The 23,504-nt window shown below is 40.6% G+C and carries 18 protein-coding genes; 11 read left to right on the forward strand and 7 right to left on the reverse strand.

Annotated features, from left to right (window positions below; genetic code table 11):
- Nucleotides 1-555: 555 nt before the first annotated feature.
- Both AB5542_RS03085 and purN read right to left on the reverse strand, forming a co-directional pair.
- On the reverse strand, nucleotides 556-3,780 hold the full coding sequence (locus tag AB5542_RS03085; protein ID WP_279038692.1) for a S41 family peptidase: 3,225 nt from the start codon (nucleotides 3,778-3,780) through the stop codon (nucleotides 556-558).
- A 169-nt stretch (nucleotides 3,781-3,949) separates the two neighbouring features.
- Nucleotides 3,950-4,522: a phosphoribosylglycinamide formyltransferase gene (gene purN / locus AB5542_RS03090; protein WP_279038691.1), complete on the reverse strand. Its 573-nt coding sequence runs from the start codon at nucleotides 4,520-4,522 to the stop codon at nucleotides 3,950-3,952.
- 171 nt (nucleotides 4,523-4,693) lie between these two features.
- Here purN and AB5542_RS03095 point away from each other — a divergent pair, with 171 nt between their 5' ends.
- Genes AB5542_RS03095 through rnc form a run of 3 tightly spaced genes read left to right on the forward strand, consistent with a single transcriptional unit; the run spans nucleotide 4,694 to nucleotide 6,954 of the window.
- A complete protein-coding gene (locus tag AB5542_RS03095; RefSeq protein WP_027200888.1) occupies nucleotides 4,694-4,930 on the forward strand; it encodes an acyl carrier protein in 237 nt (78 codons plus the stop codon).
- A gap of 15 nt (nucleotides 4,931-4,945) precedes the next feature.
- The gene (fabF, locus tag AB5542_RS03100; RefSeq protein WP_087419369.1) at nucleotides 4,946-6,190 is read left to right on the forward strand and encodes a beta-ketoacyl-ACP synthase II; all 1,245 of its coding nucleotides are present in this window, start codon (nucleotides 4,946-4,948) and stop codon (nucleotides 6,188-6,190) included.
- A gap of 23 nt (nucleotides 6,191-6,213) precedes the next feature.
- Nucleotides 6,214-6,954, forward strand: a complete 741-nt coding sequence (gene rnc, locus AB5542_RS03105) for a ribonuclease III (RefSeq protein WP_027200890.1) — start codon at nucleotides 6,214-6,216, stop codon at nucleotides 6,952-6,954.
- A gap of 90 nt (nucleotides 6,955-7,044) precedes the next feature.
- Here the strand turns inward: rnc and efp are convergent, their stop codons facing one another.
- The 3 genes from efp to AB5542_RS03120 form a co-directional block, all read right to left on the reverse strand.
- Nucleotides 7,045-7,614, reverse strand: a complete 570-nt coding sequence (gene efp, locus AB5542_RS03110) for an elongation factor P (RefSeq protein ID WP_087419368.1) — start codon at nucleotides 7,612-7,614, stop codon at nucleotides 7,045-7,047.
- 149 nt (nucleotides 7,615-7,763) lie between these two features.
- Complete coding sequence (locus AB5542_RS03115) at nucleotides 7,764-8,603, reverse strand: Bro-N domain-containing protein (RefSeq protein WP_118303006.1); 840 nt, start codon at nucleotides 8,601-8,603, stop codon at nucleotides 7,764-7,766.
- 43 nt (nucleotides 8,604-8,646) lie between these two features.
- On the reverse strand, nucleotides 8,647-9,531 hold the full coding sequence (locus tag AB5542_RS03120) for a class I SAM-dependent methyltransferase (RefSeq protein WP_118303004.1): 885 nt from the start codon (nucleotides 9,529-9,531) through the stop codon (nucleotides 8,647-8,649).
- 135 nt (nucleotides 9,532-9,666) lie between these two features.
- Between AB5542_RS03120 and AB5542_RS03125 the strand changes: the two genes are divergently transcribed.
- From AB5542_RS03125 to AB5542_RS03155, 7 genes are all read left to right on the forward strand, one after another.
- Nucleotides 9,667-10,272: an RNA polymerase sigma factor gene (locus tag AB5542_RS03125; RefSeq protein WP_270543042.1), complete on the forward strand. Its 606-nt coding sequence runs from the start codon at nucleotides 9,667-9,669 to the stop codon at nucleotides 10,270-10,272.
- 91 nt (nucleotides 10,273-10,363) lie between these two features.
- A complete protein-coding gene (locus tag AB5542_RS03130) occupies nucleotides 10,364-11,533 on the forward strand; it encodes a FecR family protein (RefSeq protein WP_279038690.1) in 1,170 nt (389 codons plus the stop codon).
- A 183-nt stretch (nucleotides 11,534-11,716) separates the two neighbouring features.
- On the forward strand, nucleotides 11,717-15,040 hold the full coding sequence (locus AB5542_RS03135; protein ID WP_279038689.1) for a SusC/RagA family TonB-linked outer membrane protein: 3,324 nt from the start codon (nucleotides 11,717-11,719) through the stop codon (nucleotides 15,038-15,040).
- Between the two features lie 11 nt (nucleotides 15,041-15,051).
- The gene (locus tag AB5542_RS03140) at nucleotides 15,052-16,551 is read left to right on the forward strand and encodes a RagB/SusD family nutrient uptake outer membrane protein (protein WP_087419362.1); all 1,500 of its coding nucleotides are present in this window, start codon (nucleotides 15,052-15,054) and stop codon (nucleotides 16,549-16,551) included.
- A gap of 22 nt (nucleotides 16,552-16,573) precedes the next feature.
- Entirely contained in the window at nucleotides 16,574-17,320 is a 747-nt protein-coding gene (locus tag AB5542_RS03145; protein ID WP_162613681.1) for a DUF4843 domain-containing protein, read from the forward strand.
- 8 nt (nucleotides 17,321-17,328) lie between these two features.
- Entirely contained in the window at nucleotides 17,329-18,912 is a 1,584-nt protein-coding gene (locus AB5542_RS03150; protein ID WP_279038688.1) for a hypothetical protein, read from the forward strand.
- Between the two features lie 21 nt (nucleotides 18,913-18,933).
- Nucleotides 18,934-20,517: a TlpA disulfide reductase family protein gene (locus AB5542_RS03155; RefSeq protein WP_279038687.1), complete on the forward strand. Its 1,584-nt coding sequence runs from the start codon at nucleotides 18,934-18,936 to the stop codon at nucleotides 20,515-20,517.
- A 160-nt stretch (nucleotides 20,518-20,677) separates the two neighbouring features.
- On the opposite strand, the gene tsaB is transcribed toward AB5542_RS03155, so the two are convergent.
- Nucleotides 20,678-21,364, reverse strand: a complete 687-nt coding sequence (tsaB, locus tag AB5542_RS03160) for a tRNA (adenosine(37)-N6)-threonylcarbamoyltransferase complex dimerization subunit type 1 TsaB (RefSeq protein WP_087419775.1) — start codon at nucleotides 21,362-21,364, stop codon at nucleotides 20,678-20,680.
- A 69-nt stretch (nucleotides 21,365-21,433) separates the two neighbouring features.
- Nucleotides 21,434-22,009, reverse strand: a complete 576-nt coding sequence (locus AB5542_RS03165; protein WP_279038686.1) for an L-threonylcarbamoyladenylate synthase — start codon at nucleotides 22,007-22,009, stop codon at nucleotides 21,434-21,436.
- Nucleotides 22,010-22,189: 180 nt separating this feature from the next.
- Here AB5542_RS03165 and AB5542_RS03170 point away from each other — a divergent pair, with 180 nt between their 5' ends.
- Nucleotides 22,190-23,431 carry an AraC family transcriptional regulator gene (locus AB5542_RS03170; RefSeq protein WP_270543035.1) on the forward strand — a complete coding sequence of 414 codons (1,242 nt, stop codon included), beginning with the start codon at nucleotides 22,190-22,192 and terminating at the stop codon, nucleotides 23,429-23,431.
- The last annotated feature ends 73 nt before the right edge of the window (nucleotides 23,432-23,504 follow it).

Genomic DNA, 23,504 nt, shown 5'->3' on the forward strand with positions numbered 1-23,504 from the left:
CAATCGTGCCGTCCAACACGGAAACCGTAATTCCCATGGCAATGGCAAGAATCGCCCAGTATCGTTTCGGGACAGGCAACCCGTCCCACTCTACCTCTTTCGTACTCATTTTCCCAGTCCAATTTTATCGTGCAAAAATACGAAATATAAAATTCCCATTTCACCCACCGTACGAAAATTTTAAAAACTACCTTATCGGTTGTCTGTCGGTATATAAATGGTAAACCAACTGATAATCATACATATTTTATGATCACATCTTGAAATCTAGCGGATCACTATCGTATAAAGCGCTATTAGAACGCTATTAAATCCCTATTAAAGCGCTATATATAATAGCGTTCTATTAGAATTTTAATAGGATGTTTAAACTATTTTATCCGGTAGTGATCTAGAAGTGATCATAAAACATTCATTTTATATTCATACACAAGGCATTAACAAGGATTTGTTCAAGATTAATCCCCCTTGTTAAATCACAAAAACACACTAAAAAAAAGAAGAGTGCCTGGCATCACAGCCAAACACTCTTTATATTCTCACGTATGATCGGTACTATTTCTTCTTTGCCGCTTTATTCGGGAAAGCGGGAATAGATGGAATCTCCTTCTTCTCGGTCTTTAACTTCTCCAGAATCACTTGAACCGCTCTATTTAACTGTTGATCCTCACCATTATACTCTAAATAAGGATCGTTTTCAATATCAACGTGAGGAGTAACTCCCGTTCCCTCGATAATAAACTCGCTGCCATCTGCCGCGAACGGCGCGTATGACGGCGTCACGATGGAGCCACCATCAACCACCCGGATCGAACCGCTATATCCAACAACACCACCCCACGTGCGACGACCTATAATCGTTCCCAAGTGATTATACTTGAATCGATACGGGAAAAGATCCCCGTCAGAGGCGGAATACTCGTTTACCAGCAACACTTTCGGTCCCAAGAACGTACCAACCGGACTTACCGACCCGGAGGTTTGGTTCGTGTGCATCGTGTAGAAAGTCGGCGTACGCATCAAACGTTCGGTAATCATCGGGGACACGTTTCCCCCACCATTTCCCCGATCGTCAATGATCAAGGCTTTCTTATTCAACTGCGGGTAATAATGTTTCACGAACTCGTTCAAACCATCAACACCCATATCCGGGATATGAATATACCCTACCTCCCCGTTCGTGGCCTCGTTTACCTTACGGATATTATTCTGTACCCAATTATAATAATACAATTTCGATTCGTCAGCCAACGGAACAACCAACACGTTACGAGCCTCCTTCTCGGTCGGGTTCGTGTTCACGGTCAATTCAACCGTCTTGCCAGCCATATCGATCAACTCGGAGAACAGGTTATCTACCTCTTTCAACGATTTCCCGTTAATGGCCAAAATATAGTCACCCGCTTTCACCTCCACGCCCGGCATGGTCAAAGGCGAGCGGGTAGAGGCATCCCAGTTGGCTCCCTCGATCACCTCGGTCACTTTAAAATAACCGGATTTATCTTTCACGAATTTAGCACCCAGCAACCCCATATCAATTCTCTCGGGCATCGGAACCCGCCCGTTAATCGAGTAAGCGTGTCCGACACTCAATTCCGCGATCATCTCCCCGATAATATAAGTCAAGTCCGTACGATGATTCACGTAAGGCACCAGCACTTTATATTTTTCGTACACGTGATCCCAGTCCACGCCGTGCATATTCTTGGCATAGAAGAAATCACGCATCTGCCGCCAGCTCTCGTTATAGATCTGCATCCATTCCTGATGGTAGTCAATCACCCGTTTCACCCCTTTCGTGGGAACGGGAGAAGTCACGTTAGCGGAAAGTACCGGAAGGTCCTCCACCTGGAACGCGGAACCCGAAGAAACGATAGCCTTTTTGTAACCGGGAGAAAATTCGACGTCCCCACCCGTGTCGGTTTCTTTCTTCCCGTTCAGGTCATAAATCAGCGTGCGGCCTCCCCGGTTATAATATACCCGGTTTCCCAGCATATGCACGTTACCATAGTAATTCGATGCCAACACGGGCAATTCTACAAGACGACTTTCCAAATTCGTGAAATCATACACGACACCTTTGTCTTCACTCTCTTTCTTCTTATCCTTTTCTTTCACGATTGTCTCCATCCGGACAACATCATTTTTAGGGGCGAACAATACCGGGGCATCCTTCGCCAAAGGCAGGATGTACACCTTATTCATATCATTGTACACGTGATTCCATTCCGTCCGTCCATACGTCGGGGAGAAAGTGCGGGCAGAAACAAACACCAGATATTTCCCGTCCTCGCTGAAATTCGGCGAACTGGAACCAAACCACCCGTCGGTAACTTGGTGTTTCTCGCCACTTTCAACATGATACACGATAATGTTATCCATCGTCGTTTCCGGACGAACGTAAGTGATATATTTGCTATCAGGAGACCAGTTGTAGGACGTCATGGAACGGATACCCGATTTTTCCACGATCTTCCGGTTCCCGCTTTCCACGTCAGATATATTCAACGTGTTCCCCTTCTCGCTCCAGAGAATTTTCTTGGAATCCGGGGACCATTTATAATTGAAGATATAACTTTTCAGATTCTTGATCAGCTTCCGTTCTTTTCCCGTCACCACGTCCCGGAGATAAATATTGAATTCCCCGTCCTTGTCGGAAACGTAACTGATGTATTTCCCGTCCGGAGACCAACCCGCCTGCATATCGTTAGCATCGGAAGAATTGGTTAAGTTATAGGTAATACCCTCTTTCACGGGCAGCGAGAAAATATCCCCACGAGCAGCCACAACTACCCTCTCCCCACCGGGAGCAACCGCAATACTCGAAATCTGGCCGCTTACATCAGTCAACGTCGGACGAGAATAAACCTGATCGTTATCAATGTTTATCGTGATCTTGGATTCCTTGCCACTCTGCAAATCGTACCCGTAAATATATCCCCCTTGCTCGTACACGATTAGCTTGTCACCAATCGCAGGAAATTTTATATCGTATTCTTTGTAAGAAGTCAATTGTTTATCCTCTTTCGTGTTCACGTCATAGGCGTAAAGATTCATGATGTCACCCCGATCGGATATATAATATATAGTATTCCCATCCGGGGACCACATCGGGAACACATCTTGCCGCACGTTGTCGGTAATCCGCTCTGATTTCTTCGTGTTGAAATCAAACACCCGGATGTCATCCGCCATACCACCTTGATAACGTTTCCACGCCCGGAATTCCCGGAAAATATAATTGTAAGCTAATTTCTTTCCATCCGGAGAATAAGAGGCAAAACCGCCATTCTTTAAAGGTACTTCCTCGGACATCCCTCCCTCCACCGGGACCGTAAACAGTTGCCCGGTAAAATCGTTAAAAGTATATCTCCGGGAACGATAAAGAATCCGTTTACTATCCGGGGTCCAACCGATCACCACGTTGTTCGGCCCCATGCGATCCCCTAGATCATCCCGTTTCAACGTGGCCGTGTAAGTCAAGCGACGAGGTTCGCCCCCCTCCACGGGGATGACAAATACTTCCGTGTTACCATCATATTGCCCGGTGAAAGCGATGTATTTTCCATCCGGGGAAATACGAGGAAACATCTCGTACCCCACGTGCGAGGTCAACCGACGGGCCGTTCCTCCCCCGGCTGAAACCAGGTAAAGATCCCCGGCATACGAGAATACCAACTTGTCCCCCACGCTATGCGGGAACCTTAATAACCTTACCTCCCCGGCCTGTACCCACAAACCGGCTAACAACACACCTAGTAAAAGAATAAACCTCCTCATAACAAATTAGTTCATAAAGTTTATAAAGTTCATAAGGTCTATAAAGTTTACAAAACCGTAAAGTTCACAAAGTTGATTCAGGCATAAAAACGAACCAATGACATTGACGTCGCAAAATCGCAAATCCACAGAATCTATTCACCTTAGAACTTTATGGACTTTATGAACTTTATAAACCCTTTTCTAATAATTCCTTGATCACACGAGGAAAATGCTCGTATTCCAAGGCATGGACTTTCGTTGCCAAAGATTCCGGAGTGTCTCCCGGCACGATTTCACATTTAGCCTGAAAGATGATTGCCCCCTCGTCGTAATGATTATTCACGTGATGAATCGTAATACCACTTTCCTTTTCCCCGGCAGCGATCACCGCCTCGTGTACTTTCATGCCGTACATACCCTTGCCCCCGTAAGAGGGTAACAGGGCCGGATGGATGTTAATTACCCGGTCCGGATAAGCGTCGATGATAGCATCCGGCACCTTCCAGAGAAAGCCCGCCAACACGATCAGATCAATATCCAATCGTTTCAATTCATTCAAAACCAGGTCAGAATGAGAGAACTCTTCCCGTCCGAAAACAAACGTCGGCACGCTTAAACGTTTTGCCCGTTCCAAAACATAGGCATCGGGTTTGTTACAAAACACGATTTTCACGACATTTTCGGTGTCATTTTTAAAATAATTAATGATATTTTCAGCGTTAGAACCTGAACCAGAGGCAAATATTGCTATTTTTTTCATCCTGTAATCTATTAAAAATCAAACGCATAAAGATAAGAAAACTTTATTCATGCCAAAAAATTTTCTAGGAAAAATAAATTCTCTAACTTTGCCCCCGAACTTAGAGAGTTATGCGCGTCTCTTGTAGACGCAAGTGTGAATTTAAAAAATGTCTAATTAAAATTTAAAGTTATGTCTGACATTCAAAACAGAGTTAAAGCTATCATTGTTGATAAATTAGGAGTTGACGAAAGTGAAGTTAAACCTGAAGCAACGTTTACTAACGACTTAGGAGCTGACTCTTTGGATACGGTAGAGTTGATCATGGAATTGGAAAAAGAATTCAACATCACTATTCCGGACGATCAAGCAGAGAAAATCGCTACCGTGGGCGATGCTATTGCATACGTTGAAGCTAACGCTCAATAATTTAATATTTTATCTATGAATTTCAAACGAGTAGTAATAACTGGTCTTGGAACTATTAATCCCTTGGGTCATAACGTGGCCGAATTTTGGGAGAACTTGAAAGGTGGCGTCAGCGGCGCCGGTCCTATTACTCGTTTTGATGCATCTAAATTTCGCACGCAATTCGCTTGCGAAGTTAAAAACTACGAGCCCACGGAATATTTCGACAAGAAAGAAGTCCGTAAAATGGATCTTTACAGCCAATTTGCCCTGATTTGTTCCAGGGAGGCCGTAAAAGATGCCGGACTCGATTTCTCGCAAGAGGACAGAAAGAGAATCGGTGTAATCTGGGGTGCAGGTATCGGTGGTTTGGATACGTTCTACGAAGAATGCAAAACTTTTGCATTAGGAGACGGAACTCCCAGATTCAACCCGTTCTTTATACCCAAGATGATTGCCAACATGGGTGGAGCCATGATCGCCATAGAAGAAGGCCTAAAGGGTCCGAACTACACGACGGTTTCAGCCTGTGCATCATCCGCACACTCGTTAGTAGATGCATTAAATCTGATCCGATTAGGAAAAGCAGACGTGATACTTGCCGGTGGATCTGAAGCAGCCATCACCCCCCCGGGTGTAGGTGGTTTCAATTCCATGAAAGCTTTATCCACTCGTAATGATGACCCGAAAACAGCCTCGCGTCCTTTCGACGTTGACCGTGACGGATTCGTTATCGGCGAGGGCGGTGCTTGCTTAGTCGTAGAAGAGTACGAACATGCAGTAAAAAGAGGTGCTCACATCTATGCGGAACTCGCGGGAGGCGGAGCCAATTGCGATGCTTACCACATGACAGCCCCGGACCCGGAAGGAGAAGGTGCAGCCGATGTTATGTTACTCGCGTTGGAAGACGCCGGACTGACCCCGAAAGACGTTGATTATATCAACGTTCACGGAACGTCTACCGGACTCGGAGATGTGGCAGAACCTAAGGCCATTCAGAGAGCATTTGGTGAACACGCTTATGATCTGAACATCAGTTCCACCAAATCAATGACAGGACATTTACTAGGTGCCGCCGGTGCCTTAGAAGCGATCGCTTGTGTTCTGGCTGTGAAAAACAACATTGTACCCCCTACCATTAATTTCAGCAACCTTGATCCGGAACTGGATCCCAAGCTGAATTTCACGTTCAATAAGGCTCAAGAGAAAGAAATCAATGTAGCCATCAGTAACACTTTCGGTTTCGGAGGACACAATGCTTGCGTTGTATTCAAAAAGTAATCACTAACTAAAATTTTGGGGAAGTGATTAGTAAAATAATTCAATCCATAAAACTTTACCTTCACAGGAAGGAAAAGTTTTATGGATTGTCTATTTCGGAATGGGGATTTGTTCCCGGTAACAAGGGTTTATACACCTTGGCATTGTTACATAAATCGGCGTCCAGATACACGAAAAGCGGAACCGTCTTGAATTACGAGCGTCTCGAATTCTTGGGCGATGCCGTGTTGGGAGCTATTGTCGCTGAAATCCTGTACAAATTTTTCCCCAACAAGGACGAGGGATTCATGACCCGCTTACGCTCCAAGATCGTGAGCCGCGAATCATTGAATATCATTGCCATCAAAATGGGGTTGAGCGAAGAAGTAATTGCCAAATCGGATATTTCCAAAAACAAACATATCTACGGTGATGTATTCGAGGCTTTTACCGGAGCCATCTACCTGGATCAAGGATACGACAAAACCAAAGCGTTTATCGAGAATTACATCTTCCCCCACTACGTGAACCTGGAAGACCTCGTGTACGTTGACAAAAACTACAAGAGCCGCCTGATTGAATGGGCCCAAAAACAAAAGATTGACCTGAATATCGAAACGATTGAAAGTAATGCCCGTCGCTCTAAATTCGTCTGTACAATCTCTATCGGCGAAGACATCATGGCCCAAGGCATAGGTGCATCAAAAAAAGAAGCGGAGCAAAACTCCGCTGAAAAAGTTATTCAAAAACTCCAGGTCGAGGCCCAAGGAGAAATTGAAATCTAATATTATTCCATGATTCCACGATTGCCGATTCCGTGATTTCTTTCAGTGAATATAATCACAGAATCACCAATCATAAATCACTCAATCTTTTTATTCTTTCACACGTTCCACGTAAGTACCGTCTTCCGTTTTGATACGAATTTTCTCACCGGTATTGATAAAAAGAGGAACCATCACTCTTGCACCGGTTTCTACTTCTGCCGGTTTCAAAGCCGTAGAAGAAGCGGTATCACCTTTCAATCCCGGCTCCGTGTAAGTTACTTCCAAAACAACAGTCGGCAACAATTCAACATATAACGGGGTTTCCGTGTCGGCATGTACAACCATTTCAACAGCATCACCCTCTTTCAAGAACTGGGGAGCATTGATCAAATCTTTCGCGATAGGAATTTGCTCGAAAGATTCCGTGTGCATCATGATATAGTCCTCTCCTTCCATATACAGGAATTGATACGGACGTCTCTCGATACGCACCACATCAATCTTCACCCCTGAAGTAAAGGTATTTTCCAAGGTACGACCGGTTTTGATGTTCTGCATCTTCGTTCTCACGAAAGCGGGACCTTTACCGGGTTTCACGTGTTGAAACTGTACAATTCTGTATAAATCGTCTTTGAAAACGATACATAATCCATTCCTAAAATCAGCCGTTGTTGCCATTTATTTTATTTTTTAGATTTAATATTTTTCATTGAGGGTGCAAAGATAAGGAAATCAGCACAAATCACCAAATGAGGATTTTATTTTCTTATATGATCCGTCTATTATCACACAAGTAAGCCGATTTTTAATCCAGCCCAAATAATAAACTAATCATCCTTCTCCGAATTTCCAAGTTGCAAATAATCTTTTGCATTTAATGGAGAAATTATACTTTTACCTGTCTGAATTTCAATTTCTTTCCGAGTATTACCTGCGATTTGACCTCCTTGATTCGCAATATGTCGATTTTCTTCAAATGTTTTCGGTTCACGTTCTTTCGATATTTCGGTTGTCGTCGCTTCTGCAAGCATATTCAGAATCAACTCCATATTGGTCATGTTATCTCGAAGATTTTCTTTCTTTAAACCCTTTAATTGTTTATATTCTCGAGTCGTCAGTCCAGCCCAAGCTTGCGTTATTATATCTGTCAATGCAGCAAATTGTACACCTTCCTTCACTCCCCGACATTTCCATTCATCAGTAAGCTCCTTTCGCACTTCTATACTTTTTAGACGTTGGTTTATCCAATTATCCGAATAACCCAATCGTTTATAGTCTAACAAGGCTTGCTCGATCGACAACTCAGGATCCTCCAGTTGATCCAGACGTTCTTTAGCTACTTGTGCCATCCACAATTTAAAAGGTTCCGCTTTAGGAGAGGGGATCGACTGAATAATTCGAAAAAGGGATTCCGTATCTGCAGCAAGTGTTTTACGCCTCTTACCCGTTTCGGTCATCATCATTACCTGGGGACAATTTGTCCCCATGAACAATCCCAATTCGGAATCACGTTTTCTTACTTTTTTCAAGTAATCAGTCGGATTAGCACTATCTGTCAATACAGAAACAATATCTACAACTGAAAAATACCACTTTTCTTGGTCTTCATCCCAAACTGTACGAATCTTTCTTTCTTCAAATAGCTTTATTGCATCCTTTTGTGTCATATTATTGCTTTTATAAATACAAAAGTAATAATATAAAACCACACTACTTACGCCACAACCGATAATAAACTCCTAACGGTAACGATTTCCCGTATGAATCGGTAAAATACAACTCTCCGAATTGTTCCCCGGTACAATCACCGACTAGCTGTCGCACGATACTCCGGGCTAACAGTGCGGAGAGTCCCATGGAATACAGGTTAAGCACGAGGAAACTATTGGAACCTTCCAACAATTGCCCACACAAGGTAATCAACTCGTTAATATTTTCCTCCAATACCCATTTCTCACCATTCGCACCGCGCCCATAAGCCGGTGGGTCCAGAATGATCCCGTTATATTTTTTACCCCGACGTACTTCCCTTTGCACAAATTTTAAAGCATCATCCACGATCCAGCGAACACCATCCAATTTCGATGCTTCCATGTTTTCCCTAGCCCAAGAAACAACCGGCTTTACCGAATCCACGTGGGTAACATCCGCTCCGGCACTCTTCGCCGCAAGAGTAGCTCCCCCGGTGTAAGCAAACAGGTTCAACACTTTTGCCTCTGAACCAATTCGTTTCACCTGATCGAATATAAAATTCCAATTCTCCGCCTGCTCCGGGAATATCCCCACGTGCTTGAAAGAAGTCAATCCCAAACGCATTCGAATATTCATCTCCCCGTACCGATAATTCACGAACCATTGCTGTGGCATTTTAGGCTTGCAAATCCATTCTCCACGATCCTCGCTCTTCTTATCCTTCTTGAAATAAGCATCCGCCCGTTGCTGCCACTCCACGTCGGGAAGCGATTTATTCCATATCGCCTGCGGCTCCGGCCGGGCAATCACGTAACGCCCGAAACGTTCCAATTTCTCGAAAGCACCACTATCAATTAGCTCGTAATCAGTCCAGCATGAGGGACTTAGTAATTTTATATCCATATCATCCTTTTTAAACTCCAATCAAATGCAAAGGTAATAACTATCCCTAGATAACCCTTTTCATTTTCCAAAAAATTGGAATATCGAAAATTAAACCATATTATTGTATAGTGAAATAGGCTTAAGCAACATATGGTGAAAAAGCAAATATCAGATTCCATAGAAACAGAAGAACTAATCCAACGATTTAACCGCCGGGAAGAATCTGCTTTTGAGTATATATATGGTTTACTTTATCAAGATTTACTCTACTTTTCGATTAAACTTTTCCACAATTCCGATTTAGTTCCCCAAGATACAATTCAAGATCTTTTTATGAAATTATGGATCGGGAAACATATATCATTCAATTCTTTAGAACACATAAAGGCCTATATGTACACAAGTATCCGGAATAGTTTTCGAGAATACTATTCGCATCAAAAAGTAAAAAGTAAATACGAACAAACCCTACAAAACGAAGACGACCGATTCACATCATATCTTGTTGAGACAGAAGTCATCTCTGAATTAAGCCGCCATCCGGAACTCTTCCCCAAAGAATGCGGAAAAGTATTAAAATTATACCTAGAAGGTTGGGATATCAAAGATATTGCTGAAAAATTAGATAAATCACCCAGTACAATCTACACTCAACGCCAAGAAATTATCGTGATTTTAAAAAAACTGATGAAACGAGAGTTATTCTCACTAATTCTATACAACTCTTTATTAATGCATTACAGAAACAAACGTCATTAGTCAATCCGACAAAATGTTAAAATTTATCTTTTTTTTCTTCACGGGTAGCAAAAATCAATATTAAAACCGTGTTGGAAGAAAAAGATACAATATGAAAGAAACAAAAAGATATATACAAATCCAGACTATCGCACGTCAACTCTGTGATATCATGCAACAGCATGAACTAAAAGATATAGGAGAACTAAAAGAATGGCTGGAACATAACAATACTGCAATAGAAATTATCAAGTCATTAATGGATGACTCTGAACTATCAAAAAAGATTGAACTCTACCGTCAACAAGACAAAGAACAGGCAATTTTATCTCTCCGAACAAAAATTCAAAAACACCAGCGCCACCGAGTGATTATCCGTATCAGTCGTGTTGCTGCTGTAATCGTACTTCTCATAGGGTGTGGTCTACTATATCACAAATTATCACAACAGGAAAAACATCAGACATTAGCATCTACTATTTCCTCCAAGCTATCTCCCGTAATTATTACCCCTAACGGACAACACTATGATCTTTCAAAAGTCCTAACCGATACAACTCACAATTTAAATATTGCTTATAAAAGTACCGAAGAAATCAAATATACTTATCAACCTCCTGCCGTTGATATCGAAGAGGAAGGGTATAACCAACTAATTATTCCCAACCAATGTAACTATCAAGTCACCCTATGCGATGGTTCGGTAGTTCGGTTAAATGCTGGAAGTCGATTAGAATATCCCAATAGTTTTCCTTCCCATGAACGGAAAGTACGCTTAACCGGGGAGGCTTATTTTGAAATCAAGCATGACGGACGTCCTTTTATGGTCGAAGTCCGTCAAGCCTCCATACGAGTATATGGAACCCACTTCAACATAAATGCTTATCAAGAAACCAATATTGAAACGGTATTAGTTGAAGGGAAAGTAGGGGTCTCAATCCAAGACTCTATCGATCAAGAAAAAATATTAAAACCCAATCAGCTTAGTCGCCTTAATTTATTGACAGGAGAACAAGAAATTGTGGATGTCGATGTTCAAAAATACATTGCATGGACGACAGGCTTCTTAAGATATGACAATGACTCACTGGAACTACTAATCGAAGATCTTAGTCGATGGTATGGTGCCGACTTCGACTTCAAAGATAACAAACTGAAAAACATCAGAATCTCGGCTTCTATCAACAAGGATACTCCCCTTGAAGAAGTATTAGCCATGATTCAAACAACCGCAAAAATAAAATTTCATTTGATAGAAAGGAGGTACATCATCACTCAATAAATATCCTAAAATGCAGAAGAGAGCATCCCAGGGATACCCTCTCTAACTAATATTCTTTTTTTGTTCTGCCATCGCAGATTGCCGTCGGATGGACAGAAAATGTCTTAATATTAATCAGTTAAAATTATGAATAATGTCATACACTGCCAAATAAAAGCCAAGAAATTTTCAATGGTATTTTTCATGGCAATTTTTCTCACATTACTCTTAGGTTATTCCAATGGAGTATATGCAGATCAGACTATTCCGGAACACAAACAGAATCTTCAACAAGATTCAACCTTTTCCGTAAATGTAAAAAATTCAACCATAAAGGAAATCCTTTATGAAATACAACGGAAAACCGGTTACAGTTTTATGTTCGAACAGGAAGAACTAGGTAAAATCAAAAAAAGCATAAACCTAGTCAATACCACACTAAAAGCTTGTTTGGACAAACTCTTCGAACAAACACCTTATATCTATGAAATCAATGGTAAAACAATTGCCATTGTCAAAAAAAATACAAAAAAACAAGAAAACAAATGTCGTGTAAAAGGTAAAATCACCGATGAAAGCGGGGAAGCTGTAATCGGAGCAACCATTCTAATCGAAGGTACAAGTGTAGGAACGGCCACCGATGTAAATGGAGAATTCCAACTGGAAGTTTCAGCCGGAGAAACCTTGCAAATCTCCTTTTTGGGTATGCAACCACAAAAATACCATGTTACACAATCCACAGACCAATTACTGATCACATTGAAATCTGATGTCAAGGCCATGGAAGAGGTTATTGTCACCGGAATGTTTACCCGTAAAGCCGAAAGCTTTACCGGATCAGCCAAGACCATTACGGCCAAAGAGCTAGAACGAGTAGGAAACGGAAATCTCTTTCAAAGCCTGAGGAATCTTGATCCGTCATTAAACATCATGGACAACCTGGAATTCGGGTCTGACCCCAACAAATTACCCAACATGCAGTTACGAGGGACCTCCACTTTCCCGGTAGAAAGTAACACGGATTTAAGAAGTAATTATCAAGACGATCCTAACCAACCTTTATTCATTTTGGATGGTTTCGAGGCCAGTGCCACGAAAATTTTCGACTTGGATATGAACCGAATCCAGAGTGTTACAATCCTAAAAGATGCTGCAGCTAAAGCTATTTATGGTTCTAAAGCGGCAAACGGAGTGGTTGTCATCGAGACCAAACGCCCCGTAGGAGGAGAATTCCGAGTGAATTATAAAGGTAGCCTCGATGTCACGATGCCAGACTTAAGTAGTTACAATTTAGCCAACGCACTGGAAAAATTGGAGATAGAGAGAATTGCCGGAATATACGAAAGCGATTATCTCCCTTCTCATCAAAACTTGCAGGACTTGTACAATGAGAGGATGAAAGCAGCTTTAGAAGGTCTAGACACAGATTGGCTCTCAAAACCTTTACGTACCGGGATCGGGACCAAGCATGCTCTATCCTTTGAAATGGGGAATCAGAATCTGACTGCGATTGTAGACGTTTCTTACAATAAAGTAAATGGTGTAATGAAAGGATCTTATCGGGAAGTCATTGCCGGTGATGTCAATTTGGCTTACAGATTGAATACCAAGTTCCTTTTCCGGAACATCATGAGTATTACCTCAAACCGTTCAGACGATTCTCCTTATGGAGATTTTAGTGAATATGCTACCATGAATCCTTATTTCTCCCCATATGACAAATCAGGCGAGATCACCAAGGATAATAACAACCCGATGTATAATGCAACATTAAATACCAAACGTACCTCCGGCTATCTGGAGTTCACGAACAATTTTTACACGGAATACAGCATATTGGATGGACTAAAAGCCGTTGCAAGAATAGGAATTACAAGTCAAAATAGCACCGGGGATATTTTTTATCCTGCCAATCACACCAAGTTTTCTGATTGGACAGATGACAGGTTCCTACGTAGAGGTTCTTATCAACAAAATACCGGGAAATACACGAATCTAAACGGAGATTTAACTATACAATATTCAAAAACTTTTGATAAACATTTATTGATGGCGAACTTTGCTTTCTCTATAAGCGAAAAGAAAAACAGCGAAGTCGTACATTATGCGGAAGGTTTTCCTTCTGACCGGATGGATGATATCACTTTTGCATTACAATATGCAGAAAATAAAACACCTTATGGAAATGAAAGTATAACCAGAGATATCGGTTTCACCGGAGTACTGGGATATACTTATGATGATCGATTTCTAGCCGATCTGACTATACGAGAAAATGCCTCTTCTCAATTCGGAGCCGACAATCGTTGGGGATTATTTTGGAGTGCCGGTATAGGTTGGAACATACACAACGAAAAATTCATGCGGGAGCTAGATTGGGTAAAACAACTTAAAATCAGAGGATCAATCGGGACAAGTGGTAGTCAGTCTTTTGAAAGTTACCAGGCAATAGCGACCTACAAATATTATACCGATGTTTCTTACACCGGAATGTTAGGAGCTTACGTGATGCGATTAGCCAATGACAACTTAAAATGGCAGGAAAAAATGGATTATAATGCCGGTATTGATGCCCGTATATGGAAATTCTCTTTCACATTCGATTACTACGAGTCGATCACCGATAATCTAATTGTAGACCTCTCTCTACCGACTTCTGTCGGTTTCAGTTCTGTGAAAGAAAATATCGGGAAAGTTAAAAACAGCGGTTTTGATATTGCCTTTACCTATAACATTTTTTCTAAAGGGACTGGTTTTCTAAATCTGACAGGTTCTCTGACAACCAATAAAAACAAAATCATGAAACTCTCTGATGCCATGCGTGCTTTCAACGAGCGCCAAGACGAACTGGTAAGCACCAAAGAGGATGGAGGACGTTCAAAACCTGTACTGCGTTATGTTGAAGGAGGATCATTAAATTCTATCTGGGCTGTGCCTTCTTTAGGAATTAATCCTGCCAACGGTAGAGAAATATACGTAAGACCGGATGGAACGACCACTTATACTTGGCAGGCCAGTGATCAACAAATCGTGGGTAATAGTCAAGAAAAATTCAGGGGAAATTTCGGTTTCAATGGTGAGTATCAAGGTTTCGGTCTAAGTGTAATTGCCCGATTTACTGCCGGAGGTGATTATTATAACCAAACATTAGTCGACAAAGTAGAAAATGCAGATCTAAAACAAAATGTCGACAAACGTCTTTTATATGGCCGATGGTCGGAAAAGAATAAAGATGCCCCATTCAAAACCTTACAACCTTATAATGATGCTAATGGGAACTATATATCTGCCCCAAAAACAGAACCAACCTCCCGTTTTGTACAACGCAAAAACGAAATGACAATCTCTTCCATCAGTGCATGGTACGACTGGCGGGATAGGGAATGGCTGGACAAAGCCGGAATCAGTCGTTTAAAGTTAGCATTTAACATGAATGATGTCTGCACAATATCGACAATCAAAATGGAACGAGGAACCTCCTATCCTTTTGCCCGTACCATGTCATTCTCGTTAGCAGTTGAATTCTAAATAAATCGATTATGAAAAGAATAATATTATATGGCATCTCGGTTTTAATGCTTCTATGTATTACTTCCTGCGAAAAATGGTTAGATGTTAATCCTAAATCAGAAATTAAAGCAGATAAGTTATTCGATACGGAAGCTGGTTTTAAAGACGCCTTGACAGGATTATATATCAATATGACCTCAAAAGATGTATATGGGGCTAATCTATCTTGGCAAGCCATCGAATTTATGGCCGGACAATATGATGGAGGGAAAAGCTCTTATATTGAATTACAGAAATACAATTTCGAACACAACTCTTCGAAGAATTTTATCCAGGCGGTATGGGCTAAAGAGTATAATATCATCTCGGAAACAAATTTACTATTAGAATCATTGGAGAAAAAAGGAAATATCCTGAATCCAACTCTTTATAACGTCATAAAAGGAGAGGCCCTAGCGATTCGTGCAATGTGCCACTTCGACCTGATACGCTTATTCGCTAAAGGTAATCTTGCTGAACGCCGGGAAATTCTAACCGAACCTTGTATTCCTTATGTAACCGAATATTCGAAAGAAATTACCGATCAACAAACCTATGAAGCAACTTTACAATTGTTACATCAAGATTTAAATGATGCTCTTTCCTATTTAAAAAGTGATCCCCTTTATACAGGTACTGAGGAACGCCCAGAAGATTATGAAGACGTAACAGATAACATTTTCTTCAATGGGACCTATTACAAAGGGCGAGAGACACGACTCTCCTACCCTGCAGTATTACTCTTAAATGCACGCGTGTATCTGTGGGAGGGCAATCAAGAAAAAGCATTAGAATATGCGGAAAAGCTCATCAAGTCCTATGAACAATACGTTGCACAAGGAGATATGCAATGGGCCACGGAAAGCAGTTATGTTTCTAGCGAAGGAGACAACCGCGATTATGTATTCCAAGGAGAACTTCTTTTCGCATTGGATGTACAAAAATTAAATGAATATATTGAAAATGCTTATTCAGAACATGTAAACGGTAATTATAACAATGACCGCTTGATACAATCAGGACAATTTGTCGAAGAGTTATTCACCTCTTTATCCACTTCCGACCTGAGATTTCGGAAACAATGGCAAATCACGGGAAATAACTTTTTAACGATAAAGATCCGAAAGACTGAAGGAAATTGGTTCACGAATTATTTACCACTAATGCGAATATCCGAAGCTTACTTAATCGCAAGTGAATGTTTAAAAGAAAGTAACAAGAAACAAGCCGTAGAATACATGAATTTCTTAAAAACGAAAAGAAACATTCCCACGAGCTCTTTCTTACCTGAAGATATTTCAGTAGAAGAATTACAACAAGAAATCATTCAAGATTATCGAAGGGAATTTGCTCAAGAAGGCCAACTATTCTTCTGTTACAAAAGGTTAGGATTACAAACTTTCCCAGGCATTCAACATGAAGCAATGACCGACGTACAATATCAATTACCTTACCCGGATATTGAGAATGAACTTGGCCAAAGACAATAACAGAATGATTAAAAAAACTTTTATGAACAGAAAATTATCTTATATACTAAGTTGCACATTATTCTCTTTGTTATGGGTTGCTTGTGACAAAGAAGATATAATGAGATACGATCGAGAGAGAGCCGCAATTGAATTTAAAGGGAATTCATATACCTACTCTTTCAAACAGACTTCTCAGGCAATAGACACCGTTGATATTCCTTTCAATTTGGTTGGTTATCCGGAAAATTGGGAAAGAAATGCAGAATTCCTAGTCATAGCCGACAGTACAACCGCTACTACTAATGAATATCGTATTATAGATGCGATATTAAAACCCGATGAATATCTTGGTTATTTAAGAGTCGAAGTTAAAAATGAGAAAGGAGACAATTTCCAAGATGTTCGCATATATCTAGAAATTGCACAAGGGAAAGACCTCATTCCGGGTGTCGACACTCAAAAGAATTGTTTTCTTTATCTTACAAATAAACTGGTAAGACCTAATAGTTGGACAAGTTGGATTGAACGTTATAAATTAGGGAATTATAGCACTGCCTATTATCAGTTTATTATTGAAGTAACAGGAGAAACAGAATTTCCGATACAATCAGCGATCCCCGGATACAATAACGGAGAGAAGTGGAGTTCCGCTTACACGGAGGCCTTTATTGCAAACTTGAAACAGGAATTAAAAGCTAGAAACGAACGGGAAAAAACTCCTCTTTTACACGATGACGGTACGGCAAAAGACAAAGAAATCGTTATTGGCAAATATTACCCAAACTAATCTGAAAGATGATGAAAAATATATTATTTACGTTACTGGCAATATGTTTGTTATATGCCTGTTATGACGATAAAAGTACTCTTCCACAATTCGATTTTCCTACAATTGTTAGTGATCGACAAGGGGAAGAAGAATATTTGATTGCTACATTAGGTGAAGAATTTACTTATGAACCCCGATTATGCAAAATACAGGGAAGAGATAGTATCCCCTTAACAGAAAGTGAATTTGACGATTATGGGTACCAATGGAGTCTATCTTTACTCTCTAATGGTAATGACACAACCAAACAAATCATTTCTAATGAACGGATACTAAAAACGCTCATTGAACTTACACCCACCAATGACGGATACTCATATTACACATTAACCCTTCAAGTTACTCATAAAGCTAGTAACACAAAAAAGAATTTGATTTGGGAAGTAAAAGTCCTAGGTACTTATGGAAGTGGCTTATTGATAGCGGAAACAACAGATGGAATAAACTCTGATATTTCTTTGATCATGTCACGTACATTTAACACGAGTTTAAAAGATTACAGCGCAGATGTCATTAATCGTAATATATTCAGCAAGCATAACAATACATTAGTAGAAGGAGAAATCAGTTCTCTAGCTTACATCTCACAAAATGAACATGCTGCCATAGTAGCTCTCGCTAAAGGTAAATCATTAGTTAGAATTGATCCCGTGACAATGAAAGTGATAGACCAAAATTTAGAGTGTTTCTTCTACACGCCTCCGGTTTTTAATCCGCAATTAGTCATAACATGCTGGTCAAAAAGTATACTAATAAATAATGGTCAACTGCAATATTACAATCCAATTAGCGGCACAAAATATTCATACTATCCTGATACTAAATACGATTTAGCCACAACATATGCTGCCGAATTAAATTGGGCAGATGCTATATTATGGGATAAAAATGTTGGAAAATTTGTTCAGAAGCCTAGTTCCACCGGAGATGTCATAGATTTAGACAATACTATTGCTGAGAAATTCAATCCAGATAACATGCAAGGTTGTGAATGTATCTATGGAGAAACAACTGGAAATGATAGAACCAAATGGTTAATGAAAAAAGACGGACAATACTATGTCTATGTATTAGATTGTACTCACAACTGGGATAAAGACGAGACAAACTTTGTAGGAGTAAATGTCTATGACTTAGGAAACTGTCCGGGTATAGAGAAAAGTCCTTGTTACGCATTCTCGAATAATGACGAGTTTTACTATTGCGTAGATAATATTCTTTACGCAGTTCCTCTAGCTAAAGAAAAACCAGAACGCCAAATTTCTTATAACAAATTCGGTTCAACGGAACAAATTACCCATATCTTAGTATACCGGGGAAATGGTTATACCACTTGGAGTGAGAATATTGACCCCGAAACCGGAGAAGAAACTCCTGTATGGCGTAATTCAAAAAATAATGTACTTTGTATAGCTACTTGGGATGGTAACGAAGGAAGAGTGTATACGCTTCCCATTCAATATAGTGGAACCGGAGGAATCGCTCCGGACAAGTATGTCAATTGCTACGATAAATTCAATCGTATCACAAAAATAGCTCCTAGAAAATAAAACCTTAACTTTTACAGAAATATGAAATACTTAGTTATTCTTTGCACTCTATTCTTCAGCTTAAGTGCAAACGCACACACGATAAAAGGAAAAATCACAGGTTTAAAAGATGGAACAACTATCTACTTGTTAACTCATCCTAATGACACAATAGAACATAAATGGGTTCTCAGCCACAAAATAGATAGCACTATTGTTAAAAATGGTAGCTTTGAATTCAATGTGCCAGACGCCACATATGGGCGTCTGTGGTTATTACGTAGTGATAAAAATTATTTAAAATACTATTTTAACAAAGACGAAAACATCACTTTTGAAGGATGGGCAACTCTTTTCGGATTAGTTAATGAAACTATCACCGGAGGACACGTACGAATATTGTTGGAAGATATTTTCAAAATATTGGATGATAACATGTTGAATCCATTCGGACGTAGAGAGGGGGTTGAGTGGATAAAAAGGCACGCATCAGAAGATATCGGCCTCTTTGCTACAGCCTATTTCTACATTGTCAAACAAATACTAAAGGATAGAGATATTCAAGAGATTCTGGAAACTATTCCTGCCGATAAACAAAATTTACCTTATTACCAACAAATACGTGATGCTTATAATCAAAAGAATATCACTCAAACAAAACCTAATAAAGGTTTTACAATCAATGGCTATGTAGAAGGACTTACAGAAGGGATTGCAGAATTAGTTTTAGCCAAACAAGGAACATTAGGAGTACCGGAAGTCGTTGATAGTGCCGTAATCAAGAATGGCCATTTCACGTTCTGCGGACAAGTACCTTATCCTCAATATTGCAATGTTGGGATTCGAGGAACATCTTTTCCTGTTGGTTTTTACCTGGAAAATTCTCCGATAGAACTAAATATCAAAATTAGTCAAAGTACCCATACCCGAAATGGAGAAAGCATATCTATGAAATCTCTCCAAGGACAAGTATACGGTAGCCACGCAGAAGAGGAAGCTCAATACATTTCTTCTCTTTCAGAACAACAAGACATTGAAAATTGGATTGCAAGTCACCCCTCCGACATGCTAACCTTAATGAGATTAGCAAACGCATGGACTGAAAGGTTTTCACCCGATGTAGTAGAGAAATGGCTAAACATGATGGACAAAAGTTTATCAGAACATGTCGCTTATAAAGATGTTGAGAAGCAAATTGCCAAACGTCGTGAGTTAGCCATCAATGCGACGGCTCCGGATTTTGTTTTACCATCAGAGAAAGGGGAAAAAATTTCATTGAAGAATTTCCGTGGTAAATATGTTCTTCTAGACTTTTGGGCTTCCTGGTGCGGACCTTGTAGAGGAGAAATTCCCAATCTCAAAAAAGCCTGGGACAACTATCACCGGAAAGGTCTCGAAATCATCAGTATTACCCTAGATAAGAAGGAACAAGATTGGCGAAAGGCCTTGGCTGAAGAACAAATGCCCTGGACTCAACTGAATGGTAGAGAAGGTAAGGTTGCAGATCAATATAATGTCCGAGGAATTCCACATATTTTACTGATTGATCCCAAAGGCAAGATTGTAGGGATAAATCTTAGAGGTGAAAAACTAGAAAAGAAACTTCAGGAGTTATTATCACGCTAATTAACCTCTATTCCAAGATACCTATTGAGATATAATTAACATACCTAAATACAGGAAAAAAGAAACGAAACAACCGAAGATCATTTCATTTTCGGTTGTTCCGTTTTATGTATTTCTAAAACAAAATTTATCGAGTCCTGTTACCATCGATAAATTAATCTCACAAAACTTTTCGTTTAGGCACGGTAGCCACAAAATCTTTCAGATAAAACGGTTCAAAATAGGCTACATCTTCAAACTTACTGGCTTTAAAGTATTGTTCAGCAAGCCCAATCATGTTTGCTGCAGAAGTCGAGACCCCGTTAATGAACACGGCATTCGGATGTTTCAAGACTTCTTTCACCTTATCACTCCCATTTCCAAAGAACAAAACTTTCCGGGTAGATAATAAATCGGCAAAAGAATTTTCTTCAATCACTTCTGCATGAATATCCCGTACAACATTTCCCTCCCGATCATATATGGCCGTGTAAACCTCCATGCGACGAGCGTCAATCATCGGGCAATAAAAAGCCTCTTCGCCTTCTCTCCGGGCCACGGCATTTGCCAATGCTGCCAATGTACTAACAGCAATTAACGGCTTTCCTGCACCGAAACATATCCCTTTTGCTAAAGACACCCCGATACGCAAGCCCGTGTACGAACCGGGACCCATACTCACGGCCACGGCATCCAAATCATTCGCCGTCAAGTTATTCTCTTTTAATAAATCATCCACGTACACACCCAGTAAAGTAGAATGATTAAATCCCTCGTCATTCTCTTTTAAAGCAATCACATTTCCATCCCGGGCTATCGCCACGGAACATACATCTGTTGAAGTATCTATATTTAGAATAAGAGCCATAATACAATTGAAAATTGAAAATTGAAAATTGAAAATGTGGGGACACTCTCGACTTCAATCTTCGGGTTATTACTTTCTGATGATTTGAATTTCGCCGCCAACACCTAGTTTGATAATACTGGAGGGTGCGGGATTCGTTGTTTCTTCCTGACGGAAATCGACCACGTAATCGACAGCAGTTTTCACAGCATCACTGATTTCGGCAAAACACCGGGGAGAAGGTTCTCCACTGATGTTGGCAGAGGTAGAGACAATGGGTTTACGGAAACGGTAAAGCAAGGATTTCGTGAAAATCTCAGAGGTAATCCGAATGCCGATAGTCCGATCTTGTGCTATCAGATTCTTCGCCAGATTCTTCGCATTCGGATAAATGATTGTCATGGGTTTATCGTTCACTTCCAGCAGCTCGTAAGCCACGTCCGGAACTTCCACGTAGGATGCAAGCTTACCCACGTCGTCCAGTAATACCAACATGGCCTTACTATCTTCCCGGTGTTTCAGCTCGTACACCCGTTTCACGGCAACCTCGTTCGTGGCGTCACACCCGATGCCCCATATCGTGTCCGTGGGATAAAGAATTATCCCCCCATTTTTAAGAATTTCGCAAGCCTTGCGAACTTCTTCCTTTAGCTTTTCATCATTCATTATAAGTCATCTATAGTGGGGACGAAAGTACAAAGTTTATGGCAGGATGTCAATTTTTAAGGTATCTATTTTTATTCTTCCAAACTTTTATTCAAAATATCAAGATCGTATCCATATAGTTATAATTTCATTATATTTGTCCCGTGAAATAATAAGGACGGCATTTCAAATTCTAGGAATATGATGAATGACAGTATATCTTCTCCAATATTTTGGATGTATTTTTCGTACGTCCTTTCTTTTATCATTCCCCTATTTTGCGGCCTCACGCTATTAACGGTCAAAGGGGCCGTCCCTAGCGAACAAGCCGGAATGCATCCGCGGCGGCTACTGGGAATTATTTTCACATTCTCGGGGTTGATCTTCATCCCAAACATGATACAAGATATTCATAAATATATCACGGGTGAACTGGGCTTACCGATCTTTGATATTGCCATTAATTTGTTCCTGGTTCCCCTGTATTTTTTCTATTTCCGTAAGCTCACGAAACCGGAAAAACTGACATCCCGAAGAATCTGGCCACACTTGATGCCGGGAATTTCGGTGCTGATCACCAGTTTCTTTCTGTCCCCTCTGCAAGAAAAAGTTGCAGGAAACGGCGTGTTCTTAAACGCCAACTTACCTTTAATTATTTTCCGTTGTGCCAGCCTGATCCTTCAAGCCATCATGATCACGATATACACGCTTCGCATTCTGCATTTGAAACGAGAACACATGCAACGACTGGAAGAGAATTATTCTTTCATGGAAGACATCGATTTACACTGGCTAAACCAAGCCATCCCTCTAGCTGCATTTTTCGCATTTGTAGCTCTTTTCGCATCTTGTTTTCAAGCCATCTGGAGCGATTATCTATTCCACATCAGTTCCATATTATTCACTTTTTACTTGTTTATCCACGCTCTCAACGAACCTTATATCTGTTACACGGAGCAACACGCGGAGATTCATGAAGAGGAAATCATTTCCCCTAATTCCTGCCCGGAACCACCCGTTACCGCTCCCACAAGCGAAACGGAATTATCCCCTGTTTTTCCCGCCCTACCCGAGAAGTATCTGAAAAATCTCGGGATCAAAAGAGAAAAGATGAAAGATGAACTCGTCCACCTTTTCGATGAAAAAGAAATATACACCAACGGGAACCTGACCATAGCCGACGTCGCCGCCTTGCTGGGAACAAACCGCACGTACGTCTCGAACGTTATCAACAACGAGTTTGGTTTCAGTTTCTACCAGTTCGTCAACAAATACCGGATTCAAAAAGCCACCATTTTATTAATTCAACACCCGGATATGCAAATCCAGGAAGTAGCCAGCCTTTCCGGTTTCAACTCCCTTTCCTCGTTCATCTCCTCCTTCAAGCTCAACGAGGGCATCACCCCAAAACAATGGAAACAACGTTACGTGGACATCCTTTAACAATTTCGAATACGTAAAAACTTTGGAATTCGTACAAGTCACGACCGAAAAGGTAAAATTATAACAGAATTTT

The organism is Butyricimonas sp. RTP31003st1_G1_RTP31003_210430 (assembly GCF_040920905.1).
Lineage (GTDB): Bacteria > Bacteroidota > Bacteroidia > Bacteroidales > Marinifilaceae > Butyricimonas > Butyricimonas paravirosa.